Annotated in this window: 12 protein-coding genes, 1 pseudogene and 2 other annotated features; all 13 genes and pseudogenes read right to left on the bottom strand. The window is 42.2% G+C overall.

Annotated elements, in window-relative coordinates; translation table 11 throughout:
* Positions 1-54: 54 nt before the first annotated feature.
* The 13 genes and pseudogenes from PGRAN_RS09545 to mutM all read right to left on the bottom strand — a co-directional run bounded on the left by PGRAN_RS09545 (position 55) and on the right by mutM (position 15,617).
* Positions 55-2,697, bottom strand: a complete 2,643-nt coding sequence (locus PGRAN_RS09545) for a valine--tRNA ligase (protein WP_036066748.1) — start codon at positions 2,695-2,697, stop codon at positions 55-57.
* A gap of 64 nt (positions 2,698-2,761) precedes the next feature.
* Positions 2,762-2,985: a binding site (T-box leader), on the bottom strand.
* A 43-nt stretch (positions 2,986-3,028) separates the two neighbouring features.
* Positions 3,029-4,315, bottom strand: coding sequence for a glutamate-1-semialdehyde 2,1-aminomutase (gene hemL / locus PGRAN_RS09540; RefSeq protein WP_036066746.1), 1,287 nt, complete (start codon positions 4,313-4,315; stop codon positions 3,029-3,031).
* Positions 4,312-5,295, bottom strand: coding sequence for a porphobilinogen synthase (gene hemB / locus PGRAN_RS09535; protein WP_036066744.1), 984 nt, complete (start codon positions 5,293-5,295; stop codon positions 4,312-4,314). The genes hemL and hemB overlap by 4 nt, the downstream gene beginning before the upstream one ends.
* Entirely contained in the window at positions 5,295-6,005 is a 711-nt protein-coding gene (locus PGRAN_RS09530; protein ID WP_051998561.1) for a uroporphyrinogen-III synthase, read from the bottom strand. Before PGRAN_RS09530 ends, hemB begins: the two co-directional genes overlap by 1 nt.
* Positions 5,998-6,930 carry a hydroxymethylbilane synthase gene (gene hemC / locus PGRAN_RS09525; protein WP_036066743.1) on the bottom strand — a complete coding sequence of 311 codons (933 nt, stop codon included), beginning with the start codon at positions 6,928-6,930 and terminating at the stop codon, positions 5,998-6,000. The genes PGRAN_RS09530 and hemC overlap by 8 nt, the downstream gene beginning before the upstream one ends.
* Positions 6,927-8,237: a glutamyl-tRNA reductase gene (gene hemA, locus PGRAN_RS09520; protein WP_036066742.1), complete on the bottom strand. Its 1,311-nt coding sequence runs from the start codon at positions 8,235-8,237 to the stop codon at positions 6,927-6,929. Before hemA ends, hemC begins: the two co-directional genes overlap by 4 nt.
* Before the next feature lie 96 nt (positions 8,238-8,333).
* Positions 8,334-8,918, bottom strand: a complete 585-nt coding sequence (gene yihA / locus PGRAN_RS09515; protein ID WP_036066740.1) for a ribosome biogenesis GTP-binding protein YihA/YsxC — start codon at positions 8,916-8,918, stop codon at positions 8,334-8,336.
* A 101-nt stretch (positions 8,919-9,019) separates the two neighbouring features.
* A pseudogene (gene thrS, locus PGRAN_RS09510) lies at positions 9,020-10,943 on the bottom strand (threonine--tRNA ligase).
* A gap of 97 nt (positions 10,944-11,040) precedes the next feature.
* Positions 11,041-11,265, bottom strand: a binding site (T-box leader).
* 58 nt (positions 11,266-11,323) lie between these two features.
* Positions 11,324-12,247 carry a primosomal protein DnaI gene (gene dnaI / locus PGRAN_RS09505; protein WP_036066816.1) on the bottom strand — a complete coding sequence of 308 codons (924 nt, stop codon included), beginning with the start codon at positions 12,245-12,247 and terminating at the stop codon, positions 11,324-11,326.
* Positions 12,248-12,252: 5 nt separating this feature from the next.
* Positions 12,253-13,653, bottom strand: coding sequence for a replication initiation and membrane attachment family protein (locus tag PGRAN_RS09500; protein WP_036066739.1), 1,401 nt, complete (start codon positions 13,651-13,653; stop codon positions 12,253-12,255).
* A 15-nt stretch (positions 13,654-13,668) separates the two neighbouring features.
* Positions 13,669-14,133, bottom strand: a complete 465-nt coding sequence (gene nrdR, locus PGRAN_RS09495) for a transcriptional regulator NrdR (protein ID WP_036066737.1) — start codon at positions 14,131-14,133, stop codon at positions 13,669-13,671.
* Between the two features lie 56 nt (positions 14,134-14,189).
* The gene (gene coaE, locus PGRAN_RS09490; RefSeq protein ID WP_036066735.1) at positions 14,190-14,786 is read right to left on the bottom strand and encodes a dephospho-CoA kinase; all 597 of its coding nucleotides are present in this window, start codon (positions 14,784-14,786) and stop codon (positions 14,190-14,192) included.
* 9 nt (positions 14,787-14,795) lie between these two features.
* Positions 14,796-15,617 (bottom strand): DNA-formamidopyrimidine glycosylase, encoded by an 822-nt coding sequence (gene mutM / locus PGRAN_RS09485; RefSeq protein WP_036066734.1) that lies wholly within the window; start codon positions 15,615-15,617, stop codon positions 14,796-14,798.
* Between the last annotated feature and the right edge of the window lies 1 nt (position 15,618).

Below are 15,618 nucleotides of genomic sequence, written 5' to 3'. Positions count from 1 at the left end.
AAAAAATTAGACCTTCTGCTAAACCGAGTTTACAGAAGGCCCGAATTTGTTCATTTAATTATTTTTCAAAGAGTTAATTCTTTCTTCTACCAGCAATTTTTTCTCCGTATAGTCTTTTTCTTTTGCGCGCTCTTCTTCAATGACATTCTCAGGAGCCTTAGCCATGAATTTTTCATTAGATAGTTTGCCTTGTACTCGTGATACTTCTTTTTTCCATTTTGATAATTCTTTTTCTAAACGAGCGATTTCTTCCTCGATATTGATTAATCCTTCTAATGGTAAATATATTTCTGCGCCGGAAACAACAGCTGTCATCGCTGTTTTAGATGGCTCAATATCAAAAGAAATCGTTGTTGTTTCAGGATTACAGAACCGTTCAATATAGGAAATATTCTTTTCTAAAATCGCTTTGTGATCCTCTGTTTTCGGTTTCAGTTGCAACTCTATTTGTTTGCTTAATGGTGTGTTTACTTCCGCTCGAATATTACGAACTGCTCGGATAACCTCTACCAATAATTTCATTGATTCTGCAGCATCTTTGTCAATCTGCGTTGGGTTGACTTTTGGCCAATCCGCAATAGTAATCGACGCTCCACTATGGGGCAAATTTTGCCAAATTTCTTCTGTGACAAATGGCATAAATGGATGTAATAATCTCATTGTATTATCCAGCACGTATGCTAACACCGACCTTGTTGTTTGCTTAGCCTCGATATCATCGCCGTATAACGAGATTTTTGCGATCTCAATATACCAATCACAAAATTCATCCCAAATAAAGTTGTAGAGTGTCCGTCCGACTTCACCGAATTCATACTTCTCAGCTAGATTTGTGACTGTCTCTATCGTTTCATTGAGACGGGTTAATATCCATTTATCGCTGACTTCCGTGACATTGGATAAATTGATTTCTTCATGTGCCATGCCGTCCATATTCATTAGCGCAAAACGAGATGCATTCCAAATCTTGTTGATGAAGTTCCAAGTAGATTCCACTTTTTCGAAACTAAACTTCAAATCCTGTCCTGGTGCAGTTCCTGTTGATAAAGTATAGCGTAACGAATCGGCGCCATATTTTTCGACAACATCGATCGGATCTACGCCGTTACCCAGTGATTTAGACATCTTTTTACCGTCTGCATCTCGAACTAAACCGTGTATGAGTGTATCTTTAAACGGTCTCGTATCTGTAAATTCTACTGATTGGAAGATCATCCTAGATACCCAGAAAAAGATAATATCATAACCTGTTACAAGCGTACTTGTAGGGAAAAATTTCTTAAAATCAAGATTTTCTTCATCAGGCCATCCCATTGTCGAAAAAGGCCACAGAGCGGAACTAAACCACGTATCAAGAACATCTTCATCTTGACTCCAGTTTTCGATATCTGTTGGCGCTTCTTCTCCAACGTAAAGCTCGCCCGTTTCATTATGATACCAAGCCGGGATTCGGTGCCCCCACCATAACTGGCGAGATATACACCAATCATGAATATTCTCCATCCATGATAAATATGTTTTTTCAAAGCGCTCTGGAATGAAATTCACTTTTTCATCTTGGCTTTCTTGTAATTTCACTGCTTGTTCTGCCAATGGCTGCATTTTTACAAACCATTGCATAGAAAGGTATGGTTCTACAACAGCTCCCGTACGCTCAGAGTGCCCGACAGAGTGCAGGTGCGGTTCTTGTTTAATGAATAGCCCTAACTCTTTGAAATCTTCAATAATTGCTTTTCTAGCTTCAAAACGGTCCATACCATTGTATTTTCCAGAGGCTTCATTCATTGTCGCATCTTCGTTCATAATGATAACTCGTGGCAAATCGTGACGATTACCTACTTCAAAATCATTAGGATCATGTGCTGGTGTGATTTTTACAACGCCAGAACCAAATTCACGTTCTACGTAATCATCGGCCACAATCGGAATTTCTCTACCAATAATCGGTAAAGTAATTGTTTTTCCTATAAATGACTGGTAACGCTCATCTTTCGGGTGCACAGCTACAGCCGTATCACCAGGAATGGTTTCTGGTCTTGTTGTAGCTACTTCAAGGAAGCCGGATCCGTCTGTTAGCGGGTATTTCAAATGATAGAACTGACCTTCTACATCTTGGTGAATAACCTCAATATCTGATAGAGCAGTCTTAGCAACTGGATCCCAGTTAATAATATACTGGCCACGATAAATCAAGTTTTTTTCATAAAGAGAAACAAACACTTTTTTAACTGCATCAGATAAGCCAGCATCTAATGTGAACCTTTCTCTTGAATAATCTAAGCCTAAACCGATCTTTTTCCATTGTTCTCTGATGACAGAAGCATATTCTTCTTTCCAATCCCAAGCTTTAGCTACGAATTTTTCGCGTCCAAGATCGTAACGAGAGATATCACTTTCGCGTAACTTAGCTTCCACTTTGGCCTGTGTTGCGATACCTGCATGGTCCATCCCAGGCAAATATAACGTATCAAAGCCTTGCATCCTTTTCATTCGCGTTAAAATATCTTGTAAAGTTGTATCCCAAGCATGCCCTAGGTGCAGTTTACCTGTTACGTTTGGAGGCGGAATCACAACAGAGTACGCTGGTTTCTCATTCGTTCCATCTGCTTTGAAAAATCCTTGTTCAATCCACCAGTCATATCTATTTTTTTCTATAGCTTGCGGGTCATATTTTGTTGGCATATTCAGTTCGGTCATCTTTATTCCTCCTATTGGGTCTATTTTCATCTTTTTAAAGCACAAAAAAACTCCTCTCATCCATATAAAGGACGAAAAGAGCTATTCCGCGGTACCACCTTTTTACCGCACATTAAAGACGGCACTTCATTAGTTTAACGAGAGAAAGTTTCCCGATATTCCCTACTCAACTTTTTTCAGGAATACTGCTCAGAGGCTACGTTCAAATATTTTTCTTAGAGACTCACACCAACCGTCTCCTCTCTTAAAAAGAACAAATATTTTACTCTTCCTCATCCTTGCATTTACGAATATTTGAATGGGTTTATTGTACCAAATAAACCGGATCGCGTCAACGAAGTGCTTTCATGGACGCTTCTACTGCCTCTAGTGTTTTTGCTACTTCAACATCTGTGTGTTCCGTCGAGATGAACAACCCTTCATATTGAGAAGGCGGCAAAAAGATTCCATTTTGAAGCATTTCTCGGTAATAATTAGCGAAGTAAGTTAAGTTTGATGTTTGTGCTGTATCGTAATTGATAACTTTTTGATCGGTGAAGTAAAAGCCAAACATAGAGCCCGCTTTATTGATAGACACCGGCACATCGTATTGCTTCGAAAGGAGTGACAGACCTTCTTCTAATTGATCAATCAAACCCCTAAAACCGTCATAATGATGTGGTGTCAGTTGTTTCAATGTAGCGTATCCAGCATTCATCGCTACCGGATTTCCAGATAACGTCCCTGCTTGATAAATAGATCCCGCCGGAGCGATTTGTTCCATGATTTCTTTTTTTCCGCCGTAAGCACCAACTGGAAGCCCTCCACCGATGACCTTGCCCAGACAAGTGATGTCTGGTGTCACAACATAGAGTCCTTGAGCACTGTAGAAATCAACACGGAAACCTGTCATCACCTCATCAAAAATAAGCAAGCTTTCGTATTTTGTCGTAATTTCACGCAACCCTTCTAAAAAGCCTTCAATTGGAGGTACAACTCCCATATTGCCAGCTACTGGTTCCACGATAACAGCTGCGATTTCTGAACCGTATTTTTCGAAAACAAATCGAACACTTTCGAGGTCATTGTATGGAACAGCAATCGTATCAGCGGCAAGTCCTGGTGTCACGCCGGGTGAATCTGGCAAACCAAGTGTAGCAACACCTGATCCGGCTTTTATCAACAAAGAATCGCCATGTCCATGATAGCTTCCTTCAAACTTGACGATTTTATTTCTTTTTGTGTAGCCTCTTGCTAATCTAATCGCGCTCATTGTTGCTTCTGTTCCCGAGGAAACCATACGAACCATTTCAACGGACGGCACGCGTTCTATAACCAATTTGGCTAGTTCTGTCTCAATTTCCGTCGGTGTTCCAAAACTTGTTCCTTTTGTTACTGCTTCTGTTACTGCTTTGACAACACCGTCGTTGGCGTGCCCTAGAATCAATGGTCCCCATGATAAAACATAATCTATATATTGGTTACCATCAATATCTGTGAGGTAAGCTCCTTTTCCACTCTCCATAAATACTGGATCGGCATCTACAGATTTGAAGGCTCGGACAGGACTATTTACACCACCTGGAAGTACTTTCTCAGCCTCTTTAAATGCTTTGATTGAATTGGTATACTTGCTCATCTACGCATCTCCTTTAGATATGTCGCTACATCTTTTGCGAAATAAGTGATAATTAGACTTACGCCTGCTCGTTTCATGCTTGTTAACATTTCCAACACGATTCGTTCCTCGTCAATCCACCCATTAGCGCTCGCCGCTTTTACCATTGCGTATTCGCCACTTACGTTATAGGCTACAACAGGAAGATTTGTTTGATTACGGACGTCACGGATGATATCCATATAAGAAAGAGACGGTTTGACGATTAAAAAGTCTGCTCCTTCTCGTTCATCACTCTTGGCTTCACGGAGTGCCTCTAAACGATTGGCTGGGTCCATTTGATATGTTTTGCGATCACCAAATTGTGGTGCGCTATTAGCCGCGTCACGAAATGGTCCATAGAAAGCTGATGCATATTTGACAGCATAGGACATTATCGGAATGTCTATGTAACCCGCCTCATCCAATCCTTCTCGGATAATTTTCACAAAGCCGTCCATCATATTCGACGGAGCTATAATATCTGCCCCCGCCTCTGCTTGACTAATGGCCGTTTTTTTCAAAAGCTGAAGCGATTCGTCATTATCGACAGTTTCGTTTTTGACAACACCACAATGACCATGATCTGTAAACTCGCAAAGACAAGTATCAGCAACCACGATCATCTCTGGAACTATTTTCTTCACTAAACGAGTGGCTTCTTGTACTATGCCATGCTGATGGTAGGCTCCTGATCCAACAGCGTCTTTATCATCCGGTAATCCAAATAAAATAATCGCTTTAATACCAAGTTCCGTCAATTCGGTAACTTCCGCTTCTAATTCATGTAGTGAAAATTGGAATACGCCAGGCATGGAGGAAACTTCGGTTTTTGACTCTTGCCCTTCTTTGACAAAAATAGGATAAATTAAATCATCGGTATGCAATACGTTTTCTCGCACGATATCTCGCATAAAAGCACTGCTGCGCAAGCGCCGATGTCTATCAAAATTTTGACTCATTAGACTAACTCCCTTTCAATTATTAATGTGCATGCTTGATGCATCGTATAATTCGACGGCTCATATGTGACAGCAAATCCGGAATCCATGATTGCTTTCGTTGTAACTGGACCGATTGATACAATTTTGAGCGTTGTCAAATCTGCGTGATAGCATCTTAAAAAATGACGCCATGCAGAAGGGCTCGCAAAAACAGCCATGTCGATTGGAGTACTCTCGACAACCGTTTGCAATCTATCCGCCGCTTTTTCAGGCAAAATCGTTTCATAGATGATACATTCTGTAACCCCGTGCCCAGCTACGATGAATTGGTTCGCAATTTCACTGCGCGCGATATCACTTTTTGGTATAAAAATGCGCTGCTTTTCCATTCTTAGCGCTAACCACTCCTCAATAAATACATCTGTCGTAAAAAGTGTGGGCTCAAAATCAACAGTATAGCCACGCGCAGTAATTGCTGCCGCTGTTTTTTCGCCAATGACCGCTATTTTCGTCTGAACGCCAATCGCTAGTTTTTGTTCGAAAAAGTAACGTACGCTATTCACACTCGTAAAGATAATCCAATCATATTCGCTCGCATCTATTTCAATAGATCTGACACTCGTTTCAATCATCGGAACAGCTGATACGGAGAATCCAGCCTTTTCTAGAAAATGGATCCACGGTTCATTTTTACCGGATTCACGGGTTAGCAATATATGCTTAGCCATTGTCTCTTAATCCTTGAATAATTTCTTTCGCGCCAAGTTCTATTAGTTGGTTCGCAACGCTTAGTCCCAACGCCTTTGGATCGTTTCCTTGTTCGGTAATTTGATAAAACGTCTTGCCATCAACAGAACTTACGAGCCCTTTTAACTCTAATTGTCCGTTTCTTACAGTCGCATGTCCAGCAATTGGGATTTCACAACCTCCGTCCAACGCCTTTAAAAGCGTGCGCTCTGCCGTTACAGCAAGCATTGTCTCTGGGTCTTGTAAATTTACTAGCATCTCTTGTACAAAGGTATCGCTTGTTCGGCATTCTATCGCTAATGCCCCTTGTCCAACGGCTGGTAGGCAAATCGTTTCTTCGAGAAAGACATACTTTTGTTCTATTTTATCAAGCCAATCCATGCGTTTCAAACCTGCAACAGCTAGAACAATTGCATCGAAATCTTCTTCTTGCAACTTCCTAAGCCTCGTGTCAATGTTACCACGAATCGGCTTGATAGTAAGATCTGGCCTCTTATGCAACAGTTGCGCAGCTCGTCTCAAACTGCTCGTCCCAATCACAGCTCCCTCTGCCAGTTCTTCCAAATGACTAACGTCTTTAAAAATAAGACAATCGAGCGGATTTTCGCGTTTGGGCATTGCGCCAATCATTAATCCATCGGCTAATTCTGATGGGACATCCTTCATACTATGTACAGCAAAATCGATTCGCTGTTCGATTAGTGCATCCTCCACTTCCGAAACGAATAAGCCTTTTCCGCCAACTTTGCTAAGCGTTACATCCAAAATACGATCTCCTTTTGTGACGATTTCCTCGATTTCAAAGCTGATTTCGGGGAACTGCTCTTGAAGCTTCGCAATCACCCATTTTGTCTGTGTTAAGGCGAGCTGGCTACGTCTTGAGCCTACAATAATCTTACGTGTCATGCTTTTTCACCAACTTTTTCTTTCGTTATTTCTGTTGCTATTTCCTGCTTTTTTAAATCAAATATTTTTTGAAACACCGTGATATCGTGCGCAGCATCCGAACTTGTCGCCATCTCTTTTAGCTCTGATATGGGCTGTTTGAGCAATTGATTAATGATGCTCTTCATGTGCTTACCAACGATGACTTGTTCGCGCTCCGTTAGATTTGGTAATTTATTAGTTAAGCTCTGCATCGTTTCGGCTTGAAGTTCCAAGGCCTTCTCCCGCAGATCTTTGATAATCGGAACGACGCCTAGCTGTTTCTCCCATTCATAAAAATTCACACAAGCGACTTCAATTAGTTGCTCGATTTGGGCAACCATATCTTCGCGTTGTTGGGTATTTTCTTGAATGACATCCCCTAAGTCATCGATGTCAAACAGCGTTACATTGGGAATTTCTGCACAAGTTGCTTCAACATTTCGCGGCAAGGCGATATCTACAATAACTAGTGGCTCTTTACGTTTAGCCATAATTTCCGACACAAGTCGTTGCGTAATAATCGGAGCCGTTGCAGATGTCGATGTGATTACAATTTCAGCCTGCATTAACTGCTCATTCAATTTCTCATATTCCCGCCACTGAACACCGAGTTGTTGCGCCGCCATTTCTGCACGTGTGCTGGTCCTGTTTAAAAGTGTCAAATCTGCTATTTTAGCTCCCACCATATTTTGAATGGCTAATACACCCATTTTCCCAGCGCCGATAACAACTGTTTTCTTACTGGAAACGTCTGAAAATCTTTTTTTCACGACCTCTACCGCAGCATAGCTGATGGAGACCGCATTTTCGTTGATTTTCATCGTGTGGTGGATATTTTTCGCAAAATGGATGGCTTCCCGAAACAGTTGGTTCAAAATCGTGCCAGTTGTGCCAATCGTTTGTGCACTTGTAAACGCATCTTTTACTTGTCCTAGAATCTGTGTTTCACCAAGAATTAACGAATCTAGTCCACTCGTCACACGATATAAATGCTTTACAGCCGCATCTTCTTCAAAAAACAGCAAATAAGGCTCCAAAATTTGCATATCCATTTGGAACCAATTGGCTAAGAAACGCTTCATATAATATCTTCCTGTATGGATTTGATCCACAACAGCAAAAATTTCAGTGCGATTACACGTCGAGATAATGACGTTTTCCAAAATACTCTTTTCTTGATGCAAGGAAACCAATGCCATTTCCTCTTCTTCTGGATTGAAAGCTAGCCGTTCTCGTATTTCGATTGGCGCGCTTGTATGATTAAGACCGACAGAGAGAATGTACATCAATAAGCCCCCTTTTTACATTTATAAATTCAAGATTCATTCTATCACTTTTTAGAATGGGCGCCAACTTGTTCGCTTGTGAATATTGGCAACGACTTACTGCATTGCTTCTTCAATTAGTTTCCATGCTTCTTCTTTGCCCATCTTTGTTTCTGATGAAAACATCACAAAACCATCTTCTGGGTCAAAATCTAAGGTTTCTTTGACTACTTTCATGTTTTTGTGCCATTTACTGCGCGGAATTTTATCTGCTTTCGTAGCAATGACAATAACCGGTATTTGATAGTACTTCAAAAATTCATACATGTTGCGATCATCTTCTGTTGGCTTGTGGCGTAGATCTACAATCTGAATAACTGCTTTTAATGGCGTTCTACTCGTCATGTACGTTTCGATCATCTCGCCCCATTTATGACGTTCTTTCTTCGATACTTTCGCAAAACCATAACCTGGAACATCTACGAAAAAGAACGAGTCTTCAATTTTATAAAAATTCAATGTTTGCGTTTTACCTGGTTTTTGAGAGATCCGAGCCATACTTTTGCGGCGAATCATGGTATTGATGAACGAAGATTTCCCAACATTCGAACGGCCAGCAAGCGCGAATTCTGGCAATCCGCCTTCTGGATACTGTTCTTTCCAAACAGCGCTTATTACAAGTTCTACATTATTTATATTCATAATTCCCACCTTTGTCTAAATTGATCTTTTTTAAGTATAACGGAATTGGCGTAATTAAGCAAAAAGGCTCTTCCGCAAAACGGGAGAACCTTTCTTCTAAACTAAATTTGTGATACTTCTGCTTGTACGCGAGCGATGAACACATCAAGCGGTAATGTTTCGGAATCTTTTTCCCCATATTTTCGAACGTTGACTGTGTTATTTTCGACTTCTTGGTCGCCGATTACGAGTGCATATGGAATTTTTTTTAGTTTGTGCTTCGCGGATTTTATATCCTAATTTTTCATTGCGCTCGTCTACTTCTGTACGGAAACCTGCGTACATCAGCTTATCTTGTAATGCTTTACTATGCGCTAAATGTGCGTCAATGCTAACTGGGATGATTTCCATTTGCACTGGAGCTAACCAAGTTGGGAATGCTCCTTTGTACTCTTCAATCAAATAAGCGACAAAGCGTTCCATTGTAGAAACGACACCGCGGTGAATAACAACTGGACGATGTTTTTCGCCATCTTCCCCAATGTAAGTTAAGTCAAAGCGTTCTGGAAGTAGGAAATCTAGCTGAACAGTTGACAATGTTTCATCTTTACCAATTGCCGTTTTAACCATGACATCTAGTTTCGGACCGTAAAAGGCTGCTTCGCCATCTGCTTCATAGTAGTCCAAGTCCATATCGTCCATGGCATCTTTTAACATACCTTGCGCTTTTTCCCACATGGCGTCATCATCGAAGTACTTCTCTGTGTTTTCTGGATCGCGATAACTTAGGCGGAAGCTGTAATCCGTGATATCAAAATCTTTATATACCGCCAACACAAGCTCGACAACACGCTTAAATTCGTCTTGAATTTGGTCAGGGCGGACAAATACGTGAGCATCATTCAGAGTCATTCCACGAACCCGCTGTAGGCCTGATAACGCGCCACTCATTTCGTAACGATGCATCATGCCAAGTTCGGCAATACGAATAGGCAGTTCGCGGTAACTGTGGATATCATTTTTATAAATCATCATGTGATGCGGGCAGTTCATCGGACGTAGCACTAGTTCTTCATTATCCATTTTCATAACGGGGAACATATCTTCATGATAGTGATCCCAGTGACCGCTTGTTTTATAGAGTTCCACATTTGCCATGATTGGAGTGTATACATGATTATAACCAAGCCGTTCTTCCTTATCAACGATGTAGCGTTCAATAACACGACGAATTGTTGCACCCTTTGGAAGCCACAGTGGTAAGCCTTGTCCAACTTCTTGACTGTTTGTGAACAACTCAAGCTCTTTCCCAAGCTTACGGTGATCACGCTCCTTCGCCTCTTGCTGCATACGTAAAAATTCTTTTAAGCCATTCTTATCGAAAAAGGCTGTGCCGTAAATACGTTGTAGCATTTTGTTGTTGCTATCGCCACGCCAGTAAGCGCCGGCAACACTTAGCAATTGGAAAACTTGGATTTTACCAGTAGACGGGACGTGAATACCACGACATAAATCGAAAAATTCACCTTGTGTATAGATAGTTACTGTTTCGTCTGCTGGAATTGCTTCAATCAACTCTAATTTATAATGGTCACCGATGGCTTTGAAGCGCTTGGTAGCTTCTTCACGAGACACTTCTTCGCGAGTGATTGGTAAATTTTCACGAATAATTTTTTGCATTTCTTTTTCGATGACTGGGAACGTTTCTTCGCTGATCGCAACCTCTGTATCGATATCGTAATAAAAACCAGATTCAATTGCTGGACCCACACCAAATGTTACATCCGGATATAAGCGTTTCAAGGCTTGGGCTAGTAAATGTGCAGAACTGTGTCGCAAAATTTGTAGCGCATCTTCATGATCTGGAGTCACAATTTCGATTTTTGAATCCTCGTGAATCGGTGTCACAAGGTCAACCAAAGTTCCGTTCACTTTACCTGCTAACGCTTTTTTCTTAAGACCTGGGCTGATTGATGCTGCGATATCAGCTGTTGAGACGCCTGCCTCAAATTCTTTTACTGCACCATCTGGAAATGTAATTTTCATTTTTTTCGACTCCTTCTTCAAATTTTTAGACGAAACGCGGACATTTTCAAGCACATTCTAACCTTTAGGAACAAAAAAAGACCCATCCCATGCTTATGCAAGGGACGAGTCTTTCAACACGTGGTTCCACCCAAGATTCAAGAACTCTAAAAGAATTCTACTCTTGTCACAGTTAACGGTGTGATCCGTTCCAAACTACTCACTATTTCGAATGGAAAGTTCAAAGGGGGTCACTTTACTGGCTAATTAGGAGGGTCTCAGCAATGCCTCCTTCTCTGCAAATTAAACACGAGTAAAATGTTGTCCTTATCAATACTTGTTTCATCATTACATGTATTATAAATCGGATGACGCAAAATGGCAAGCTTTTATATCAAAATTTAATATCGCCTGTTTCTGCCGTCCAGTTCGACCTCTTTCGACAAATAGCGAATCCGCTCCATAATACGGCGAGCTTTCATTCGCTCTTCGGTACCATTATTGGAAAACATCAGGTGGTTTTCCAGATGCTCCATGCTATAGTTGGATGAGAAAAACGTTGGTAGTTCTTCTTGCATCCGGAATTGTAAGATAGCACCGAGTACTTCGTCACGCGTCCAAGTGGTCATAGATTCTGCCCCGATGTCATCGAGCATTAAAATATCGGTTTCCTTTGCAAATTGAATCTTTTCACCAACACTATTATCGGCGATAGATTGCTTGATTTCGCGCATAAATTCAGGCAGGTAAACAAGCGTTGTCGAAATTCCTTTTAACGCCAAATCCTTGGCCATAGCACCAAGCAAATAAGACTTTCCTGTTCCAAAGTTACCATGAATATATAAGCCTTTTTGCATGCCAGTCGCGCCTTTTTCATACGTACTTAGGAATTCACCTGCAGCAAGAAATGCCGCGCTCCGTGATTCATTGTCAATCGTAAAATCGTCCAGTGTCGCTTCCATCACTTGTTTTGGCATATAGAGAGATCGAATCCGTTTTTCGATAGCACGCTGACGATCTGCTTGGATTTTCTCTTCTGTCGGATAATACGTTACCGTGATATAGTCGCCATTAAGACTTAATCGTGGCGCATATCCGGGCATCAATGTATCTTCTTTTTGCTCATATTTCTGATGTTCCGTCATAAATTCGTAGAGCTTCGATAAGTTTTGATTGATGATTTGTTCGGTTAAATCCGCCTTATTTTCTTGTAGAAAACGCTTCACCGGCGCGTAGGCAAACACTTGCTGTTTGAGCGTTTCATACTGTTTCTCAAAATCACGACCTTGAAAAAGCTGGCCGAGCGTTCGTTCGATTTTATCCATCGTTGTCACCTACCTTCCTTCAACCGTTTTTTCATTTCTTCGACTTGCTTATCAAGCGTTGATTTCTCACGAGTTGTCATCGCTTTTTCCACAGGCTTCACTTCTTCTTTATCAAACCAATCAGGCAAAATTTCTTTACGCCCTGTCTGGTTAAATTTACGATTGTTATTGCGATAATTGCTCGGCGCTTTCTGTGTGCCTTCTTCTTGAAGTTTCTTGTACTTCTCATGTTCCGCCCATGCCATCTCCATAGCTTCTTTTGCGGTTTGCACTTTTTTGCGCTTCCAATGAGCCGCGATTGTCATCATGTAGTTTTTAGAGATTTTACCATCTAGGCGAAGCAAGACATATTCGATCAGCACATTCATGACTGGAATCGGCAAATTTTGTTGCGCCATCACTTCATCAATAACTTTGAGGTCGGTTTCGGCAGGCACAGCGCCATCGCTAATATCGACCATTAATTGGTACGGAGTCACATTTTCCAAGTAATATGCCAATGCTTCCGTATCGGAGGCACCTTCTTGCAGTTCTTGCTTGGTTGTCGTCTCGGGTGGTGCCGCCGTTTTCGCCTTTAATTCCGGCAAACGATTGTGCTGCATCTGGTAGCCGTCCCGCACGATTTTGCGTAGGTAATCTAAATCGAGTGTGCCGTCCGCTTGCACGGAACGATACAGATAATGTACCATGTCGAGCTCTTCAATCGCATAAATCGCATGTAACTTCAAGATGCATGCGCGAACTTCTTCGGTCACCGCATTTCGCGATAACATCGTTGGCGACAAACTTTGAATCATCACGGCAAAATCGAAGGCTTTATCATCAAGCGTTACACCACGTGACTGTGCTCGGCCAACCGGTTCCCCATTTTCGGCGGTAGTCACCGGCAATTCACTTCCTGTAAATGTCTCAAAAACATCTTGAAACGAGCGCGTCACTTCATCGAATCCATCCTCTGACATCGGTGTATCAGAAAAGAAACGACGCAAACGCTGATACTGCGCATTACCAATCTTGCTATAGAGATAAATATTGAGTAAGCCATCGGAAAAAAACTGTTCTGGGGAAAGCGGTGCTGCCATTTCGTATATGTAATGTCGGGATTCACCGACCGTTTGCACGAAACTGCGCAATAAACCCAATCCTTCCAATTTTAAACGCGCTTGAAAAAGGTTCGGCAAGCTGATGCCAAGCAGATTGAGTAGCTGCGTGTGGCTGTGACTTTCGGACCAGAGCCGATTCTCTTCCACTTCGGTCACAAGCGTGTCATAAAGTGCTAGACATTCGGCTCCCATCAGTGGTTGATATAAAAAAGTCAAGATTTTGCGGTCTTTCTCTGACAAAACGCCATTCGCTTTCACACGATAGCTGTCGACCGGCTGTAACTCCATCCAAAATTCTGCCACGCTACTTCACCTTTCTTACTCTTGTTTTGTCTTATCCATTAATTCTTTGAGTTCATCTACAAAAACGCTAATATCTTTAAACTGGCGATATACAGAGGCAAAGCGCACATAGGCTACTTCGTCTAAAGTTGCCAGTTTATCCATCAGTTTCTCACCGATCAAATGCGAGGATACCTCACTCTCACCGATACTGCGCAATTCGCGTTCGACAGCGTTCACAACATCTTCTAGTTGCTCGACGGAAACTGGGCGCTTCTCGCAAGCACGAATGAGACCTCGCAATATTTTCTCTCTAGCGAACTCTTCTCTTACACCGTCTTTTTTCACAACAATCAGCGGGCTTTCTTCTACTTTTTCGAACGTTGTGAAGCGAAATCCGCATGCCTCACATTCTCTGCGTCGGCGAATGGAATTGCCATCATCCGCAGGTCTTGAATCTACAACACGTGAGTTATTACCTTTACACGATGGGCACTTCATTGTCATCCACTCCTTACTTGCTTTTTAACAGTATACCACGACTTGCCTGCAACCTTCTACTTTGAAAAAGTGCGGATCAGCTCATCTACTTGTTGCTTTGTTTCAGCCAGGCCATGCACATTATTGATCACGATGTCGGCATGCTTGATTTTTTCGGATAATGGCATTTGACTGGATATCCTTGCTTTCGCGTCTTTTTCTGACAAATCATTTCGCTGCATCAGGCGCGCAAGCTGCGTCTGTTCATCGACATAAACAACGACAATCGTATCCACCATCGCTTCCAGTTTACTTTCTAGCAAAAGTGGAATATCAAAGACGATAACCTCGTGACCACGAGCAATCAACCTATCGCGTTCTGCAAGCATCCATCGCCTCACAAGTGGGTGCACAATCGCATTTAAGGTCTCCCTTTTTTCCGAATCATGAAAAATAATCTCACCCAATTTGGGGCGATCTAACTCTCCATCTTTGCCAAAAACCGTCTCACCAAAAGCGGCTTGGATAAGCTTTGCGCCTTCCGTGTTTTTTGCAACGACTTTTCTGGCGGCGATGTCCGCGTCAACGATCGGGAATCCGGCATCAGCTAACATGTTGCTAACCGTCGTTTTTCCGCTGGCGATGCCTCCTGTTAAACCGATAATATAAGCCATATCCATCCCCTATTTCTGGCATTTCGGGCAAAAATGCGTGCCACGACCGTTTAGCTTGATTTTCACAATCGGCGTACCACAGACAGGACACGGGTTGCCTTTTTCGCCGTAAACTTGCAACTTATCTTGATAACCGCCAATCTTGCCTTGTGAATTGACATACGTCCGAATCGTCGAACCACCGAGGGCAACGGCTTCTGTCATGATCGCTTTTGTGCTCTCGTATAATCGTTTAATCTCCGCGGGTTTAAGCGTGTTAGCCGGCCTCTCTGGTAGCACTTTTGCTTGGAAACAAATTTCATCTGCGTAAATATTGCCGATTCCCGCTACAAGACTTTGGTCGAGCAAAACGGTTTTGACAGCGCGCCCTGATTTTGTTAGTTTCTCTCCAAAAACGCCTTTCTCAAAACTTGCGGAGAGCGGTTCTGGTCCTAATTTTTGGATGGATTTTGTGAGACCTTCTTGATGTTTTAGAACGAGTTCCATCGTGCCAAATTTGCGGACATCGAGATAGCGTAGCTCGGTGTTATCCGTAAAATGGAAGGTGACGTGTGTGTGTTTATCGATTGGATCAGTAGCATCATGAAGGCGATACTTCCCTTCCATCCGTAGGTGTGACAGTAAAGTACCGTCCGTTGTATCGATGAGTAGAAATTTGCCACGACGGCGAACGTCTTCGATTTTTTGACCGATCATGTTGCCGATAAACTGCTCGGCTGGCATCCCCACAATCATCTTTGGAACACCAACCGTTACTTGATCCATTTCCTTACCTACCACAAGTTCGGCGAGTGTAGCCCGAACATTTTCTACTTCTGGTAATTCTGGCATG

This window comes from Listeria grandensis FSL F6-0971, from assembly GCF_000525835.1.
In the GTDB taxonomy this organism is placed as follows: Bacteria; Bacillota; Bacilli; order Lactobacillales; family Listeriaceae; genus Listeria_A; species Listeria_A grandensis.
This window is presented reverse-complemented; position numbering and strand designations above follow the sequence as displayed.